Here is a 14141-nt window from a genome sequence, read left to right on the forward strand (position 1 = left end):
AGCTGACCGCACCAGGAAGGATCTTCACCAGCAATGGCCGACGAGAACACTCCCGTCACCCCTGAAGAGGGCGGCGACCTCGCGATGCGTGTCGAGCCCGTCGGGCTCGAGACGGAGATGCAGCGCTCGTACCTCGACTACGCGATGTCCGTCATCGTCTCCCGTGCGCTGCCCGACGTCCGGGACGGTCTCAAGCCCGTCCACCGCCGGGTGCTGTACGCGATGTACGACGGCGGCTACCGCCCCGAGCGCGGCTTCTACAAGTGCGCGCGCGTGGTCGGCGACGTCATGGGCAACTACCACCCGCACGGCGACAGTTCGATCTACGACGCGCTGGTCCGCCTCGCGCAGCCGTGGTCGATGCGGATGCCGCTGGTGGACTCCAACGGCAACTTCGGCTCTCCGGGCAACGACCCGGCGGCGGCCATGCGCTACACCGAGTGCAAGATGGCGCCGCTGTCGATGGAGATGGTCCGTGACATCGACGAGGAGACCGTCGACTTCACGGACAACTACGACGGCCGCTCCCAGGAGCCGACCGTCCTGCCGGCCCGCTTCCCCAACCTGCTGATCAACGGCTCGGCGGGTATCGCGGTCGGCATGGCCACCAACATCCCGCCGCACAACCTGCGCGAGGTCGCGGCCGGCGCCCAGTGGTACCTGGAGAACCCGGAGGCCTCGCACGAGGAGCTCCTGGACGCGCTCATGGAGCGCATCAAGGGCCCCGACTTCCCGACCGGCGCCCTCGTCGTCGGCCGGAAGGGCATCGAGGAGGCCTACCGCACGGGCCGCGGCTCGATCACCATGCGCGCGGTCGTCGAGGTCGAGGAGATCCAGAACCGCCAGTGCCTGGTGGTCACGGAGCTGCCGTACCAGGTCAACCCGGACAACCTCGCGCAGAAGATCGCCGACCTGGTGAAGGACGGCAAGATCGGCGGCATCGCCGACGTCCGCGACGAGACGTCCTCGCGCACGGGTCAGCGCCTGGTCATCGTCCTCAAGCGGGACGCGGTCGCCAAGGTGGTGCTGAACAACCTCTACAAGCACACCGACCTGCAGACCAACTTCGGCGCCAACATGCTGGCCCTGGTCGACGGCGTGCCGCGCACGCTCTCGCTGGACGCGTTCATCCGCCACTGGGTGACGCACCAGATCGAGGTCGTCGTCCGCAGGACCCGCTTCCGGCTGCGCAAGGCCGAGGAGCGCGCGCACATCCTGCGCGGTCTGCTGAAGGCGCTGGACGCCATCGACGAGGTCATCGCGCTGATCAGGCGCAGTGAGACCGTCGAGATCGCGCGCGGCGGCCTGATGGAGCTGCTGGAGATCGACGAGATCCAGGCCAACGCCATCCTCGAGATGCAGCTGCGCCGGCTGGCCGCCCTGGAGCGCCAGAAGATCGTCCAGGAGCACGACGAGCTCCAGGCGAAGATCAACGAGTACAACGAGATCCTCGCCTCGCCGGTCCGCCAGCGCGGGATCGTCAGCGAGGAGCTGGCCGCGATCGTCGAGAAGTACGGCGACGACCGCCAGACCAAGCTGATCCCCTACGAGGGCGACATGTCCATCGAGGACCTGATCGCCGAGGAGGACATCGTCGTAACGGTCACCCGCGGCGGCTACATCAAGCGGACGAAGGCCGACGACTACCGCGCCCAGAAGCGCGGCGGCAAGGGTGTGCGCGGCACGAAGCTGAAGGAAGACGACATCGTCGACCACTTCTTCGTCTCCACCACGCACCACTGGCTGCTGTTCTTCACCAACAAGGGCCGCGTCTACCGCGCCAAGGCCTACGAGCTGCCGGACGCCGGCCGGGACGCGCGCGGGCAGCACGTGGCCAACCTGCTGGCCTTCCAGCCGGACGAGGCCATCGCCGAGATCCTCGCGATCCGCGACTACGAGGCCGCGCCCTACCTGGTGCTCGCCACCAAGGCCGGGCTGGTCAAGAAGACGCCTCTGAAGGATTACGATTCGCCGCGTTCCGGCGGTGTCATCGCGATCAACCTCCGCGAGCGGGAGGACGGAAGCGACGACGAGCTGATCGGCGCCGAACTGGTCTCGGCCGACGACGATCTGCTGCTGATCAGCAAGAAGGCCCAATCGATCCGGTTCACCGCCTCGGACGACACGCTGCGCCCGATGGGCCGTGCCACCTCAGGTGTCAAGGGCATGAGTTTCCGCGAGGGGGACGAGCTCCTCTCGATGAATGTTGTTCGACCCGGTACGTTCGTGTTCACTGCCACCGATGGTGGGTACGCCAAGCGGACCCGAGTCGACGAGTACCGCGTCCAGGGTCGTGGCGGCCTCGGCATCAAGGCCGCCAAGATCGTGGAGGACCGTGGTGAGCTCGTCGGCGCGCTGGTGGTCGAGGAGCACGACGAAATCCTCGCCATCACACTCTCGGGCGGAGTGATTCGCACGCGAGTCAACGAGGTCAGGGAGACGGGCCGTGACACCATGGGCGTCCAACTGATCAACCTGGGCAAGCGCGATGCCGTGGTAGGCATCGCACGTAACGCCGAGGCGGGACGCGAGGCGGAGGAAGTCGACGGCGACGTGGCCGTGGACGAGACCGCCGAGGGCGCCGCGACCACCGGCACGGACGAGGGTGAGGCGCCCTCGGCCGAGTAGCACGAGGAGTGAGTCATCGTGAGCGGAGCCACGGGCCCCGGATCGGCCGGTACCTCCCCGGGTACGGAGACGGACGGCGGCGGCCGTGGCTCCGCCGCGCGTGCGACCGACACGCACACGACCCAGCTGAAAGCGATCAAGGCGCCCGCGAGCGACTCGCACCCGCCGCACACCCACGGATCCCAGGGGGGAACGGTGACGGACACCCGAGGCCCGCAGGCGCAGCCCGCGGCCGGCCGCCCCGGGGGCGCGACGCCCCAGCAGCAGGCCGCCGGGGCGCAGCAGGCGACGGCCTCCCCGCTGCCCGGTGAGCGCCAGCCGCAGCAGCAGACGGGGCCGTACCACCCGCCGCAGGCCTACCCGGCCGACGGCGGCGCCACCGGCGCCGTGCGCCGCCCGCGTACCGGCGGAGGGGCCCGTACGGCCCCGCGCACCCGCAAGGCGCGGCTGAGGGTCGCCAAGGCCGACCCCTGGTCGGTGATGAAGGTCAGCTTCCTGCTCTCCATCGCGCTCGGGATCTGCACCGTCGTGGCCGCCGCCGTGCTGTGGATGGTCATGAACGCCATGGGCGTCTTCTCGACGGTCGGCGGCACGATCTCGGAGGCGACCGGCTCGAACGAGTCGAACGGCTTCGACCTGCAGTCCTTCCTGTCCCTCCCGCACGTGCTGATGTTCACGTCGATCATCGCGGTCATCGACGTCGTCCTCGCGACGGCCCTGGCGACCCTCGGCGCGTTCATCTACAACCTGTCGGCGGGCTTCGTCGGCGGCATCGAGCTGACGCTGGCCGAGGACGAGTGAGCGGGCGCGTCCCCGCGGCCTGCGAGGGCCCGGGACGCGGCGCCCACAGGCCCCGGACAACCGATTTTGGGACTGCCCGCCTCGTGCGCTAATCTTCAGGAGTCAGCGCGCGGGACACACACCCCGCAGAGCGCGGCGGGGCTATAGCTCAGTTGGTTAGAGCGCATCCCTGATAAGGATGAGGCCACAGGTTCAAATCCTGTTAGCCCCACCAGCGAAAAGACCCCCAGCCAGTATCGGCTGGGGGTCTTTTATCTTGGGGACCCCGCTGACATCCGTAGGGTCTTCGGCGTCAGTGCGAGGTTGCACAACCTTCGTCTGGGGCCGGGAGTCTCCACGCTGTACGTCAAGACCGCACAGCGTGAAAGGTCCCCGTGCCCCTCAAGAGTCGCGTCGCCGCCCGGACCGGCGCCGTCATGTCCGCCGTCGTCCTCGGCGGCCTGCTGGCCGCCGCTCCGCAGGCGGCCGCCGCCGACAACACCTGCTCGGCCAACGTCTACAAACGGACGTTCTACAAGAACACCACGTTCTCCGGCTCCCCGGTGAAGACCGACTGCGACAGCGCCATCGACCAGAACTGGTCCGGCAGCCCGGCCTCCGGCGTGCCGGCGGACAACTTCGGGGCGCGCTGGTCGGTCACCCGCGACTTCGGCTCCGGCGGCCCGTTCATGTTCGACGTCTCGGCCACCGACGGCGTCCGCGTGTACCTGGACGGCGCCCGGCAGATCGACCTGTGGTACGGCACCGGCGACACCGCCCGCTCCACCTTCCTCGGCTTCAACATCCCGTCCGGCAAGCACACCGTCCGCGTCGACTACGTGAACTGGGGCGGCGCCGCCAAGGTCAAGTTCACCTACGCGCCCCGGACTTCGGCCAAGTACGACCAGATCAAGCCGCTCGCGCCCACCGGTGTGAAGACCGCCTACGACACCAAGTCCCGCAGGACGACCGTCTCCTGGTCCGCCAACAAGGAGATGGACCTGGCGGGCTACACGCTCTACCGGCGGCCCGTCGGCTCCGGTACCTGGACGAATGTCGCCACGACAACCGCCCGCGGCTGCACCGACCCGCTGGTCAACCCCGACGACCGCACGCCGTACTACTACGAGGTCCGCGCCAGGGACAAGGCCGGCAACACCTCGCCGGGCAGCACGGACACCATCGTCCGGCCCCTGCCGGTCGTCACGTCCCTGACCGGCACGTACGACAAGGGGACCGGCAAGGTCACGCTGAGCTGGCCGCAGAACACCGAGCCGCAGTTCGACCACTACACGGTGCTGAGCAACGACAAGGTGGACGGCTCCTGGAAGTGGGTGCCGCTGGGCACCACCACCGGCCACACCTGGACCACCGCCCCGGTCGTCCCCGACGGCGAGTGGCGCCACTACCGGGTCCTGGTCACCAACGACGGCGGCACGACCACCTACAGCCCGGCCGGGCTCGACGCCTACGCCACCAACGAGGTGTGGCTGGAGATCCCCGACAGGATCGCCCCGGCCAGCGCCCCCGAGCTTCTCGTGGGCTCCTGCGAGGGCGGCGTCCGGGCGACCGCCAAGGACTCCACGCCGTCCCCCCTCCGCGACTTCACGGGCTTCGAGATCGAGCGCCGTGAGGCGGGCACGGCCGCCTGGACCACCGTGGCGCACCAGGGCTACGACCCGCGCCCCGACCCGGTGTTCGTCACCGTCTGCGACGCGCTGCCCGCCGACGGGCGCACCTACGAGTACCGGGCCCGTACGTACGACGCGGCGGGGAACTACTCGCCGTCCAGCGACCTGCGTGCCGTGACACGGCCCGCGGGCTGACGCGAAGATCCCCGGTCGGATGCCGACCGGGGATCTTGTCCATCTGGTGGTGCGGTACTGCCGATCTGCTGTACGCGATCGCCGTTGTGTCATGGGGCCTGCGGGAGGCACCGGCGGGGCCGGTGCGGCTCTGTCAGCGTTGCAGGGGGATCGTGGGGCGGACCGGGGGAGCGGCGGGGGCGCACTCGGTGTCCGCGGTGAGCGAGGGGGCGTCGGCCCGCGGGTGGTGGCGGCAGCTGGGGGACTTGCCGTGGGCCTCGGCCCGGATGCGCTGTTTCATCGTGGGGGGCAGGGACCGGGCATGGACCCTGGACCAGGGTGAGGACGTCGTCTGCGCCGGCACCAGAGCGGTGCTCTTGGGCGCCGTCTCGGGCTGCGGGGCGGCCGTGGCCGCGGTGGCGGTCGTGGTGACGAGTCCGAGCGCCGTGCACAGCGCGAGGAAGGCGGTGACGATGGCGGTCCACAGCTTGACGACCTTGTGCTGGTCCATGTCCCCTCACTTTCGGGTTGGGCGATTTGCGTACTTTGCTCATCATGTGTATGAGGGTCGCGAAGTGGTGGACCGACGCCCGTGGCGCGGCGTTCTTCGGATGAACACCACTCGGATGGGCGCATGAGCGACAGGTCACCGATCGGTATCGGTCGGTGTGTATAGTCGGGCGCCAGAGGTCCCCTACGTCAAAGGAAAGACGAGGTCGCGCGGTGAAGAAGCTTCTCCTGGTCGCACTGGCCGCCATCGGCGGGCTCCTCGTGTACCGCCAGATCCAGGCGGATCGCGCCGAGCAGGATCTGTGGACGGAGGCGACCGACTCCGTGCCCACGGGTTCCTGAGCACCGACATCCGATACTGAGCAGGCCCCGACCGCCCGAGCGGTCGGGGTTTTGTGTTGCCCGCCCCGGCCGGCCCTCCGCGGAGTCCTCGTGTTGCGGGGTCGCGGCGCCCGGTGTAGCGGTCCCGCCGCTCGAGCCGGGCGTTTCGGACGCTCGCGGCCGATGCGCGGATGGCGCAACGGCGCGCGGGGCAGGATGGGCGACGTCTTGTACGCCGGGGTGGGACGCATGCGAGGGGGCTCGGTAATGGACGGAACGGCAGGGCGAAGGGCGGGGCGTGCACTCGCGGCCGTGGCGCTGGCCCTGGCGGCCGCCGTCGCCGGGCCGGTCCCGGGAGCCGCGGTGGCCGCCGGCACCCCGGGGCCGTACGACTTCGCCGCCGGCGACCGCGCCGTGGAGGGCGCGCGGACCACCGCGGACGCGCCGCTCCTGGAGCCCGGCAGCACCTACCGCAGCGCCCTGCCGCGCGGCGCCAAGCTGTACTACCGCCTCGACCTGGACGCGGTCACCACCGCCTACGTCTCCGCCACCGCCGTGCCCGCCGCCGGCTCCACCGTCTCCGCCACCGACGGCCTCCAGGTGTCCGTGCGGGACGCCCAGGGCACCACCTGCTCCTTCCAGGCCACCCGCTTCGGCGCGAGCCGCAGCCCGCACCCGGTCGCCGCGTGGGGGGCGCGCGAAGCCTCCTCCGGCCACGCACTGTGCCAGGGACGCGGCACCTACTACGTGCTCGTCGAGCGCGTCGACGCCACCGGCTCCTCCCCGGACACCTGGCCCCTGGAACTGACCGCGGCCACCGAGCCGCCCCTGGAGCACGCCGGCGCGACGAGCGCGCCGGACACCTGGAACTCCGCCTCGCCCGAGCCGCCGGACGGCCACCCGGTGGACCGGGCCGGCGGCGCGGGTTTCGCCGGGGCGAGCCCGGTCGGGCAGGGGGTGTGGCAGGACCGGCTGCGGCCCGGCCAGACCCTCTTCTACCGGGTGCCGGTCGACTGGGGGCAGCAACTCGCCGCCACCGCGGAGCTGGCCGGCTCCGGAGGCCGGAGCGGCTACGCCGAGGGCGCGCTGACGCTCTCGCTCTACAACCCCGTGCGCGGCTACGTCGAGGAGGCGTACGCCGGTTACTCGGGGACCCCCGCTTCGGCCGCCCTCGCGCCCCTGCCGCCGGTCGCCTACGCCAACCGCTACGGCTTCGCCGACCCGGTCAAGGGCATGCGCTTCGCCGGCTCCTACTACCTCGCCGTGCACCTCGCCGCGCAGACGGCCGGCTCGTTCGGACCGGGGCCGTACGGGCTGACCCTGCGGGTGCGGGTGGACGGCACGGCACGCTCCGGGCCGGGGTACGGCGGACAGTCCGTACCGGGCGGGCTCTTCGAGGTCACCGCCCAGGACCGGCGGGCGGCGACGGCGGCCGGCGCGGGGGGCGTCGGCACGACGGAACTGCGCGTGCTCGCGGTGGGCGGGATCGGCGCGGGGACGGTCATCCTGGCGGTGCTCGGCGTGTGGACGGTGCTCGCCCGGCGCGGTGCGCCTCAGACGCGGGCCAGTGCCCAGAAGCCCACGGCGTAGCAGGCCAGGGCGAGCAGCAGCAGGGGGAGCGCCACCTTGGCGGGCGGCCCGGGGCGGCGGGCGCGCCGGGCGCGGTGCCGGGAGGTGCCCCGCGCGGGGGTGGACCCGGGTGCCGGTGCCGGCGGGACCTCGGTGGTGTACGCCGCGGTGACCGCGTCCGTGCGCGGGGGGACGGACGGCGGGGGCGGGCCGCCTGCCGGGCGCAGCGCCTGTGTCGTGTCGTGGGGAGCAGCGGCGGGAGGAGGGGACGGCGAAGGGGCGGGCGTGGGGACGGGCCCGGTCACGGGCGGTGGCAGGTGGAAGCTGCCGGTGTCCGACATGGTGACCGGCCGGTCGGAGCCCCGCTGGAGATCGAGGCGCGGATCGGAGGCCACGGAGCCGGTGCCCCGGCGTGCGCCCCGCGAGGTGCTTCCCGTGGGATTTCCGGGGGCGCTTGCCGGGGCGCTTCCCGCGGGAGTCCCGGGGGCGCTCCCCGTGGAGGTCCCGGGGGCGTTCCCGGGGGCGTTCCCCGAGGGGTTCACCGCACCGCCCTCGGGGGCGTCGCCCTCACCGCCCTCGGCGTCATCCCCGCCCCCGCCCCGCACGGTGAGCTCGCTGCTCACCCCCGGGCTTCGCCGCAGCGGACCCTCGGGTCCGAACCCTGGTGGCAGCGGCCCGAGTTGGTCGAAGACCTCGATCAGCTCGTCGTCGGGGCCCGGCTCGTCCAGGAGCTCGGCCGCCGCGGCGAGCGCCTTGCGCGCGCCCGTGGCCGTACGGAACCGCGCCTCGGGATCGGGTTGCAGCAGCATCGCCACGACCTGCCACAGCGGATCGGGTACGCCGGCGGGGGCGCCCGGTGTGCCGTGCTCGGCGAAGTGCTCCACGAGCGCCTTGGCGTCCGGTTTGGCGCCCTGGAGCAGATAGAGGGCGACCAGGCCGACCGCGAACAGGTCGGCGCGGAAGTCCGGTTCGGCGCCCATGATCTGCTCGGGCGCGAGGTAACCCGGCGTTCCCACCACGAGGTTGGTCTCGGTCAGCCGGGGCTCGCCCAGCCGCATCGCGATGCCGAAGTCGGACAGCCGCAGCCTCGGCCGGGCCGTCCCGGTCGCCTCCAGCAGGATGTTGGCGGGTTTGATGTCGCGGTGCACGACCCCCTCCGCGTGCACCGCCGCGAGCCCGGACAGCAGCTGGTCGAGCAGGGTGCGCACGAACGCCGGGGGCAACGGGCCGTAGTCCCCGACCAGATGCACCAGTGAGCCGCCGGCCACCAGGTCCATGGTGAACAGGACCTGGTCGTCGTCGGCGGCCCAGCTGGCCGGGGCGAGCACGTGCGGGTGGTCGATGCGCAGCGCCTGCTCGCGCACGAAGCGCAGCAGCGAGTGCGCGTCGCGCTGTTGGAGGACCTTGGCGGCCACGTACCTGCGGCGGCGGTGGTCCCAGGCGCGCCAGACCGCGCCGACGCCACCGCGTCCGATCGGGTCGGCCAGCTCGTAGCGGCCGGCGAACACCTCACCCATGGCTGTGCGACGCTCCTCCCCCGCGCACGGCCCTGCGCGCACGGCCCCCGCGCGGTCGTCAGTTCTGGTGCGACTGGTAGTGCGCGACCGCGTCCGAGGTGCGGCCCGCGCCGTACACCCGCAGGAACTCGGCCAGTTCGGGGTGGGTCGGGGCGAGGGAGTCGGCCGCGTCGATGATGTCGCCCGCGGCGGCGACCGAGCGGAGCAGCGACTGGATCTCGCGCACCACGCGCTTGACCGTGGGCGCCCCCGAACTGCTCGTCGTCTGCGTGGTGTTGCTGAGCACGGAGCCCCCCTGCGACCGCTTGATCTCGTCCATGCGCTCGGTGGCCTCGGCCGCGCTGACGCTGCCGTCCGCCACCTGTCCCGCCAGTTCCTGCAACAACAGCACCCGCTGCACCACCGCGGGGTTGCCGATCTTCGCGCGCTGACCGCTCATCAGCTGCGACAGCATCGGCGCGGACAGCCCGAGCACCCCCGCCAGCCGGGCCTGGTTGAGCCCGAGATCGTCTATGAGCTTACGGAAGAGCGCCCCCAACGGCTCCCCGTACCAGTTCCGCTGCAGTTCACGCGCTCTTGCGGTGGCTTCCTGCTGTGCGGCGTCCATGAGCGTCTCCCCATCGCTTCCCCAAGTACCGTGGTTCGCTGTAGCGAACCACGCGGAGCATCTTACGGAGAGTGGTCGGTCACGGGGACCCCCAATCTTTTGGAAGATCCGGGGGGTGTACCGGTACTCTGGTCTGCGGCACCCGCCCGGGACGCGGTTCCCGGGGCCGGATGCTCCTCTTGCGGGGCCTTAGCTCAGTTGGTAGAGCGCTGTCTTTGCATGGCAGATGTCAGGGGTTCGACTCCCCTAGGCTCCACCGGGAACGGCGAAGCTCCCTGCCGGACCACATCCGTGGTCCGGCAGGGAGCTTCGCCGCAGTGGTGCTTCGCCGCGGTGGAGCCCGGCCTGCGCGGGCTCAGCCCCGCTCGTCGCGGTCCGCCGCCTCCTCCTCCGCCTGCTTGGCCTGGACCTCGGGGTCCAGCACGGACTGGCCGCTGCCGTCCACGGAGGTCAGCCGGCCCGACTCGGGCACCTCGGTCGCCGCGGGCGGCTCCACCAGCCAGTCGGGGTTGGCCTGCTTGTCCCACCACTTCCAGGCCGCGAAGGCGCCGCCCGCGAGCACGCCCGCCAGTGCCAGCACCTTGGCGACGCGGCCGGCCCTCGCCCGCCGGGCCTGCTTGCGCGCCAGCTTCTGGATCTTCTGGGCCGGGACCTGCCCACGCAGCACGGCCAGCGTGGCGGCGCCGCGCGCGGCCGCCTCGTCGGCGACCGGCGTGGCCGCGGCGACGGCCTGCTCGATCCTCGGCCGGGAGTAGGCCACGGCCTGCTCGATGCGGGGCCTGGAGTACTCGGCCGCCTGCCGGGCCGCCTTGCGGGTGCGCTCGGCGGCCTCGTGGGCGGCCTGGTCGACCTTGGGCGGCACATAGGTCAGCGCCTGCGTACGGGCCTGCTCAAGACGTGGCGCGACACGGGCGCCGTACTGCACGCGGGCCTGGTCGGCCGCCAGCGACACCTTCGGCGCGAGCCGTACGCGTGCCTCGTTCGCGTAGTGCGCGGCCCTTTCCCTGGCCGTGTCGGCGTAGGGCGCCACCACTTCCGCGGCGTGCAGCACGCTGTCCTTCGCCGAGCCGGTCGCGGCGCGCACGCTGTCGATGCGGGTCACGGGTTCCTCCTCCTCGGTGGCGTACGGTAATTCGACTTTCCACCCTTTTACGGATCATGCCTGCCAATGGGCCCTGGGGCATGTGTGAACGGGCATCCGGGTCACGGTGATCAAGTGAGATAGCGGATGAATCCGGGGCAACGTGAGCTTGTCGTAGACAATGCCACGGATCGCCGCGCCGCGCCTGCGGCCCGGGAGTACTGGCCCGGTTTTCCGCCGGGCGTGGGAGGATCGGTCAGGCACAGGAAGACAACGGAAGGCAGATCGTGGCCGAGCAGCTCTACGCCACCCTGAAGACCAACCACGGCGACATCGAGGTCCGGCTGCTGCCGGACCACGCCCCCAAGACGGTCCAAAACTTCGTGGAACTCGCCAAGGGCGAGCGCGAGTGGACGCACCCCGCCACCGGGCAGAAGTCCACGGCGAAGCTCTACGACGGCACGGTCTTCCACCGGGTGATCAGCGGTTTCATGATCCAGGGCGGTGACCCGCTGGGCAACGGCACCGGCGGCCCCGGCTACAAGTTCGAGGACGAGTTCCACCCCGACCTCAGCTTCAACAAGCCGTACCTGCTCGCGATGGCCAACGCCGGCCCGGGCACCAACGGCTCGCAGTTCTTCATCACCGTCTCCCCGACGGCGTGGCTGACCCGCAAGCACACCATCTTCGGCGAGGTCACCGACCCGGCCAGCCAGAAGGTCGTGGACTCCATCGCGACCACGCAGACCAACCCGCGCACCGACCGTCCCCTGAAGGACGTGGTGATCGAGTCGGTCGTCGTGGAGACCCGCGAGGGCTGACCCGAGGCCGCTTCGGGAAGGGAACCAATCGCCCCGCTCGTCCGTAAGGATGAGCGGGGCGGTGCGTTGCCCACGGCGATCCGTGCGCACCGCCCATCACGAATCGAGGGGACCCATGGACCAGGCACCAGGCAGCCCGCAGGGCCCGGCGAGCCAGGGGCCGCAGGACGCCGAGAGCCTGCCCACCTGCTACCGCCACCCGGACCGCGAGACCGGCATCCGCTGCAGCCGCTGCGAGCGGCCGATCTGCCCCGAGTGCATGGTCGACGCCTCGGTCGGCTTCCAGTGCCCCGTGTGCGTGCGCGGCGGCTCCGGAACCGGTCACGCGCCCGCGGCGAGCAGGCCGCGCACCCTGGCCGGCGGCGCCGTCGCCGCCGACCCCCGGCTCGTCACCAAGGTGCTGATCGGTCTCAACCTCGCCTTCTTCCTGGCCCAGACGGCCATCGGCGACCGCTTCACCGAGCGGTTCGAGCTGCTCGGCCAGGCGTACGTGCCGCTGCTCGGCTCGGTCGAGGGGATCGCCCAGGGGCAGTGGTACCGGCTGCTGACCGCGATGTTCCTGCACGGCAGCTACATGCACATCCTGTTCAACATGCTCAGCCTGTGGTGGATCGGCGGCCCGCTGGAGGCCGCCCTCGGCCGTGTCCGCTACATCGCGCTGTACGTCGTGTGCGGACTGGCCGGCAGCGCGCTCAGCTATCTGCTCGCCGCGCCCAACCAGCCCTCGCTCGGCGCCTCGGGCGCGATCTTCGGGCTGTTCGGCGCGACCGCGGTGCTGCTGCGCCGGCTGAACTACGACATGCGGCCGGTCATCGCCCTGCTGGTGATCAACCTGGTCATCACCTTCAGCCCCGGCTTCAACATCGCCTGGCAGGCGCACATCGGCGGCCTGGTCGCGGGCGTCGTGATCGGGTACGCGATGGTGCACCCGCCGCGCAGCAGGCGGGCGCTGGTGCAGTACGGCACCTGCGCGCTGGTCCTGGCGGCGGTCATCGCGATGACGCTGGTCAGAACGGCTCAGCTCACCTGAGGCGACCGGTTGTCCACAGTCGGTGGCGGATCTTGTGCACAGTGTGCGGGAACAGCTGTGCCCCCTGTCACCGGACCGTGTTCGCGCAGGTCAGGCAGGGGGCGTGGGCCACTTCGCCGAGTAGTGGGACAGTCGTACCGGTGTCAACGGCCGATGGGTTATCCACAGATCGTCGGCTTTTCCCCAGGTAATTCCACAAGGCTGTGGATAACTCAGCGGATAACCGTGGGCAGAGCAGCGTTCAGCTCGAGGACGCGCCGTGGACGCGCCGTGGACGGCCTACTTCCACTGTGTGGAGACGCCGAATCCGGCCGCGATGAAGCCGAAGCCCACCACGATGTTCCAGTTGCCCAGCGCCTTGATGGGCAGCGTGCCGTCCGTCACATAGAACAGGACGATCCAGGCCAGGCCGAGGACGAACATCGCCAGCATGACCGGCGCGACCCAGCCGCGGCTGTCCAGCTTGATGACCGCCGTCTGCTTGACGGGCGGCGGCGTGTAGTCGGCCTTCTTGCGGATACGTGACTTCGGCACGAGGGTCTCTCCTGTCGATGCGCTGCGTGGCCGCGCAGGGAAAACTGGCTGGCCCGGAAGCAGCGTACAAGGGGACTCCGAACGCTCCCCCGGGCGTCCGTTAGCGTAGTGCTTCCGCGGCGCCGAAGGAGATAAGGGTACGTTGAGCAATTCCGCCGACTCCCCGGCAACGGGCGACGGCCCGGCCCGCACCCGCCGTTTCCGGCCCGTGCGGATCCTCACCGTGGCCGTGTTCGCCCTCGCCGGTCTCATTTTCTTCACCAGCTTCAACACGGCCAAAGGCACCGACATCCGCACGGACACCTCCCTGCTGAAGCTGTCCGACCTCATCCAGGAACGCAGCCGCAAGAACAAGGGACTGGACGAGTCCAACGCCACCCTGCGCGACGACGTGGAGTCCCTCGCCGAGCGCGACGACGGCAGCACCAAGGCCCAGGACGAGAAGCTCACCGGCCTGGAGGACAGCGCGGGAACCCGCCCGGTGCGCGGCAGGGCCGTCACGGTCACGCTCAACGACGCCCCGCCGAACGCCACCGCCAAGCTCCCCGGCTACCCCGAGCCCCAGCCCGACTACCTGGTCATCCACCAGCAGGACCTCCAGGCGGTGGTCAACGCGCTGTGGAACGGCGGCGCCAAGGGGATCAAGGTCATGGACCAGCGGCTGATCTCCACCAGCGCCGTGCGCTGCGTGGGCAACACGCTGATCCTCCAGGGCCGCGTCTACTCGCCGCCGTACAAGATCACCGCGGTCGGCGACCCGGACAGGCTCAAGCAGGCGCTCGCCGACTCCCCGGCGATCCAGAACTACATGGTGTACGTCAACGTCTACGGCCTCGGCTGGAAAGTGACCGACGACGGAACGGTGACTCTGCCCGGTTACTCGGGCACAGTGGACCTGCACTACGCGAAGCCCGTGAAGTAGCCCAGTCTCCGCACAG

General features: G+C 71.0%; 13 protein-coding genes and 2 tRNA genes. 10 read left to right on the forward strand and 5 right to left on the reverse strand.

Annotation, left to right across the window (positions count from 1 at the left end; translation table 11 throughout):
- Positions 1–33 precede the first annotated feature (33 nt).
- The 4 genes from gyrA to IE217_RS34475 all read left to right on the forward strand — a co-directional run bounded on the left by gyrA (position 34) and on the right by IE217_RS34475 (position 5234).
- A complete protein-coding gene (gyrA, locus tag IE217_RS04050) occupies positions 34–2628 on the forward strand; it encodes a DNA gyrase subunit A (protein WP_190176292.1) in 2595 nt (864 codons plus the stop codon).
- Between the two features lie 18 nt (positions 2629–2646).
- Complete coding sequence (locus IE217_RS04055; RefSeq protein WP_190176293.1) at positions 2647–3429, forward strand: DUF3566 domain-containing protein; 783 nt, start codon at positions 2647–2649, stop codon at positions 3427–3429.
- Positions 3430–3566: 137 nt separating this feature from the next.
- A tRNA-Ile gene (locus IE217_RS04060) sits at positions 3567–3643 on the forward strand.
- Between the two features lie 160 nt (positions 3644–3803).
- The gene (locus tag IE217_RS34475; RefSeq protein WP_229865013.1) at positions 3804–5234 is read left to right on the forward strand and encodes a fibronectin type III domain-containing protein; all 1431 of its coding nucleotides are present in this window, start codon (positions 3804–3806) and stop codon (positions 5232–5234) included.
- A gap of 133 nt (positions 5235–5367) precedes the next feature.
- On the opposite strand, the gene IE217_RS04070 is transcribed toward IE217_RS34475, so the two are convergent.
- Positions 5368–5724, reverse strand: coding sequence for a DUF6344 domain-containing protein (locus IE217_RS04070; RefSeq protein WP_190176294.1), 357 nt, complete (start codon positions 5722–5724; stop codon positions 5368–5370).
- A 212-nt stretch (positions 5725–5936) separates the two neighbouring features.
- On the opposite strand from IE217_RS04070, the gene IE217_RS04075 reads away from it, so the two are divergent.
- Both IE217_RS04075 and IE217_RS04080 read left to right on the forward strand, forming a co-directional pair.
- Complete coding sequence (locus tag IE217_RS04075; RefSeq protein ID WP_003999697.1) at positions 5937–6065, forward strand: DLW-39 family protein; 129 nt, start codon at positions 5937–5939, stop codon at positions 6063–6065.
- A gap of 246 nt (positions 6066–6311) precedes the next feature.
- A complete protein-coding gene (locus tag IE217_RS04080; protein ID WP_190176295.1) occupies positions 6312–7634 on the forward strand; it encodes a hypothetical protein in 1323 nt (440 codons plus the stop codon).
- Here IE217_RS04080 and IE217_RS04085 read toward each other — a convergent pair.
- Both IE217_RS04085 and IE217_RS04090 read right to left on the reverse strand, forming a co-directional pair.
- Positions 7598–9130 (reverse strand): serine/threonine-protein kinase, encoded by a 1533-nt coding sequence (locus IE217_RS04085; RefSeq protein ID WP_190176296.1) that lies wholly within the window; start codon positions 9128–9130, stop codon positions 7598–7600. The two genes, IE217_RS04080 and IE217_RS04085, sit on opposite strands and share 37 nt — an antisense overlap.
- Positions 9131–9188: 58 nt before the next feature.
- Complete coding sequence (locus IE217_RS04090) at positions 9189–9737, reverse strand: helix-turn-helix domain-containing protein (RefSeq protein ID WP_190176297.1); 549 nt, start codon at positions 9735–9737, stop codon at positions 9189–9191.
- Positions 9738–9920: 183 nt separating this feature from the next.
- Here IE217_RS04090 and IE217_RS04095 point away from each other — a divergent pair.
- A tRNA-Ala gene (locus tag IE217_RS04095) sits at positions 9921–9993 on the forward strand.
- 99 nt (positions 9994–10092) lie between these two features.
- On the opposite strand, the gene IE217_RS04100 is transcribed toward IE217_RS04095, so the two are convergent.
- Complete coding sequence (locus tag IE217_RS04100) at positions 10093–10839, reverse strand: DUF5324 family protein (RefSeq protein ID WP_190176298.1); 747 nt, start codon at positions 10837–10839, stop codon at positions 10093–10095.
- 266 nt (positions 10840–11105) lie between these two features.
- Between IE217_RS04100 and IE217_RS04105 the strand changes: the two genes are divergently transcribed.
- Positions 11106–11639: a peptidylprolyl isomerase gene (locus IE217_RS04105; protein ID WP_190176299.1), complete on the forward strand. Its 534-nt coding sequence runs from the start codon at positions 11106–11108 to the stop codon at positions 11637–11639.
- Positions 11640–11754: 115 nt separating this feature from the next.
- A complete protein-coding gene (locus tag IE217_RS04110) occupies positions 11755–12669 on the forward strand; it encodes a rhomboid family intramembrane serine protease (protein ID WP_190176300.1) in 915 nt (304 codons plus the stop codon).
- Positions 12670–12948: 279 nt separating this feature from the next.
- Here the strand turns inward: IE217_RS04110 and crgA are convergent, their stop codons facing one another.
- The gene (gene crgA / locus IE217_RS04115; protein ID WP_190176301.1) at positions 12949–13203 is read right to left on the reverse strand and encodes a cell division protein CrgA; all 255 of its coding nucleotides are present in this window, start codon (positions 13201–13203) and stop codon (positions 12949–12951) included.
- Between the two features lie 142 nt (positions 13204–13345).
- Between crgA and IE217_RS04120 the strand changes: the two genes are divergently transcribed.
- Positions 13346–14125: a DUF881 domain-containing protein gene (locus tag IE217_RS04120; protein WP_190176302.1), complete on the forward strand. Its 780-nt coding sequence runs from the start codon at positions 13346–13348 to the stop codon at positions 14123–14125.
- Positions 14126–14141 lie beyond the last annotated feature (16 nt).

The organism is Streptomyces naganishii JCM 4654 (assembly GCF_014650575.1).
Classification (GTDB): Bacteria; Actinomycetota; Actinomycetes; order Streptomycetales; family Streptomycetaceae; genus Streptomyces; species Streptomyces naganishii.

Bases quoted from the DNA above. Each gene is read 5' to 3' on its own strand.
- gyrA (WP_190176292.1), top strand. From the start codon at position 34: ATGGCCGACGAGAACACTCCCGTCACCCCTGAAGAGGGCGGCGACCTC.
- IE217_RS04070 (WP_190176294.1), bottom strand. From the start codon at position 5,724: ATGGACCAGCACAAGGTCGTCAAGCTGTGGACCGCCATCGTCACCGCC.
- IE217_RS04080 (WP_190176295.1), top strand. From the start codon at position 6,312: ATGGACGGAACGGCAGGGCGAAGGGCGGGGCGTGCACTCGCGGCCGTG.
- IE217_RS04085 (WP_190176296.1), bottom strand. From the start codon at position 9,130: ATGGGTGAGGTGTTCGCCGGCCGCTACGAGCTGGCCGACCCGATCGGA.
- IE217_RS04090 (WP_190176297.1), bottom strand. From the start codon at position 9,737: ATGGACGCCGCACAGCAGGAAGCCACCGCAAGAGCGCGTGAACTGCAG.
- IE217_RS04110 (WP_190176300.1), top strand. From the start codon at position 11,755: ATGGACCAGGCACCAGGCAGCCCGCAGGGCCCGGCGAGCCAGGGGCCG.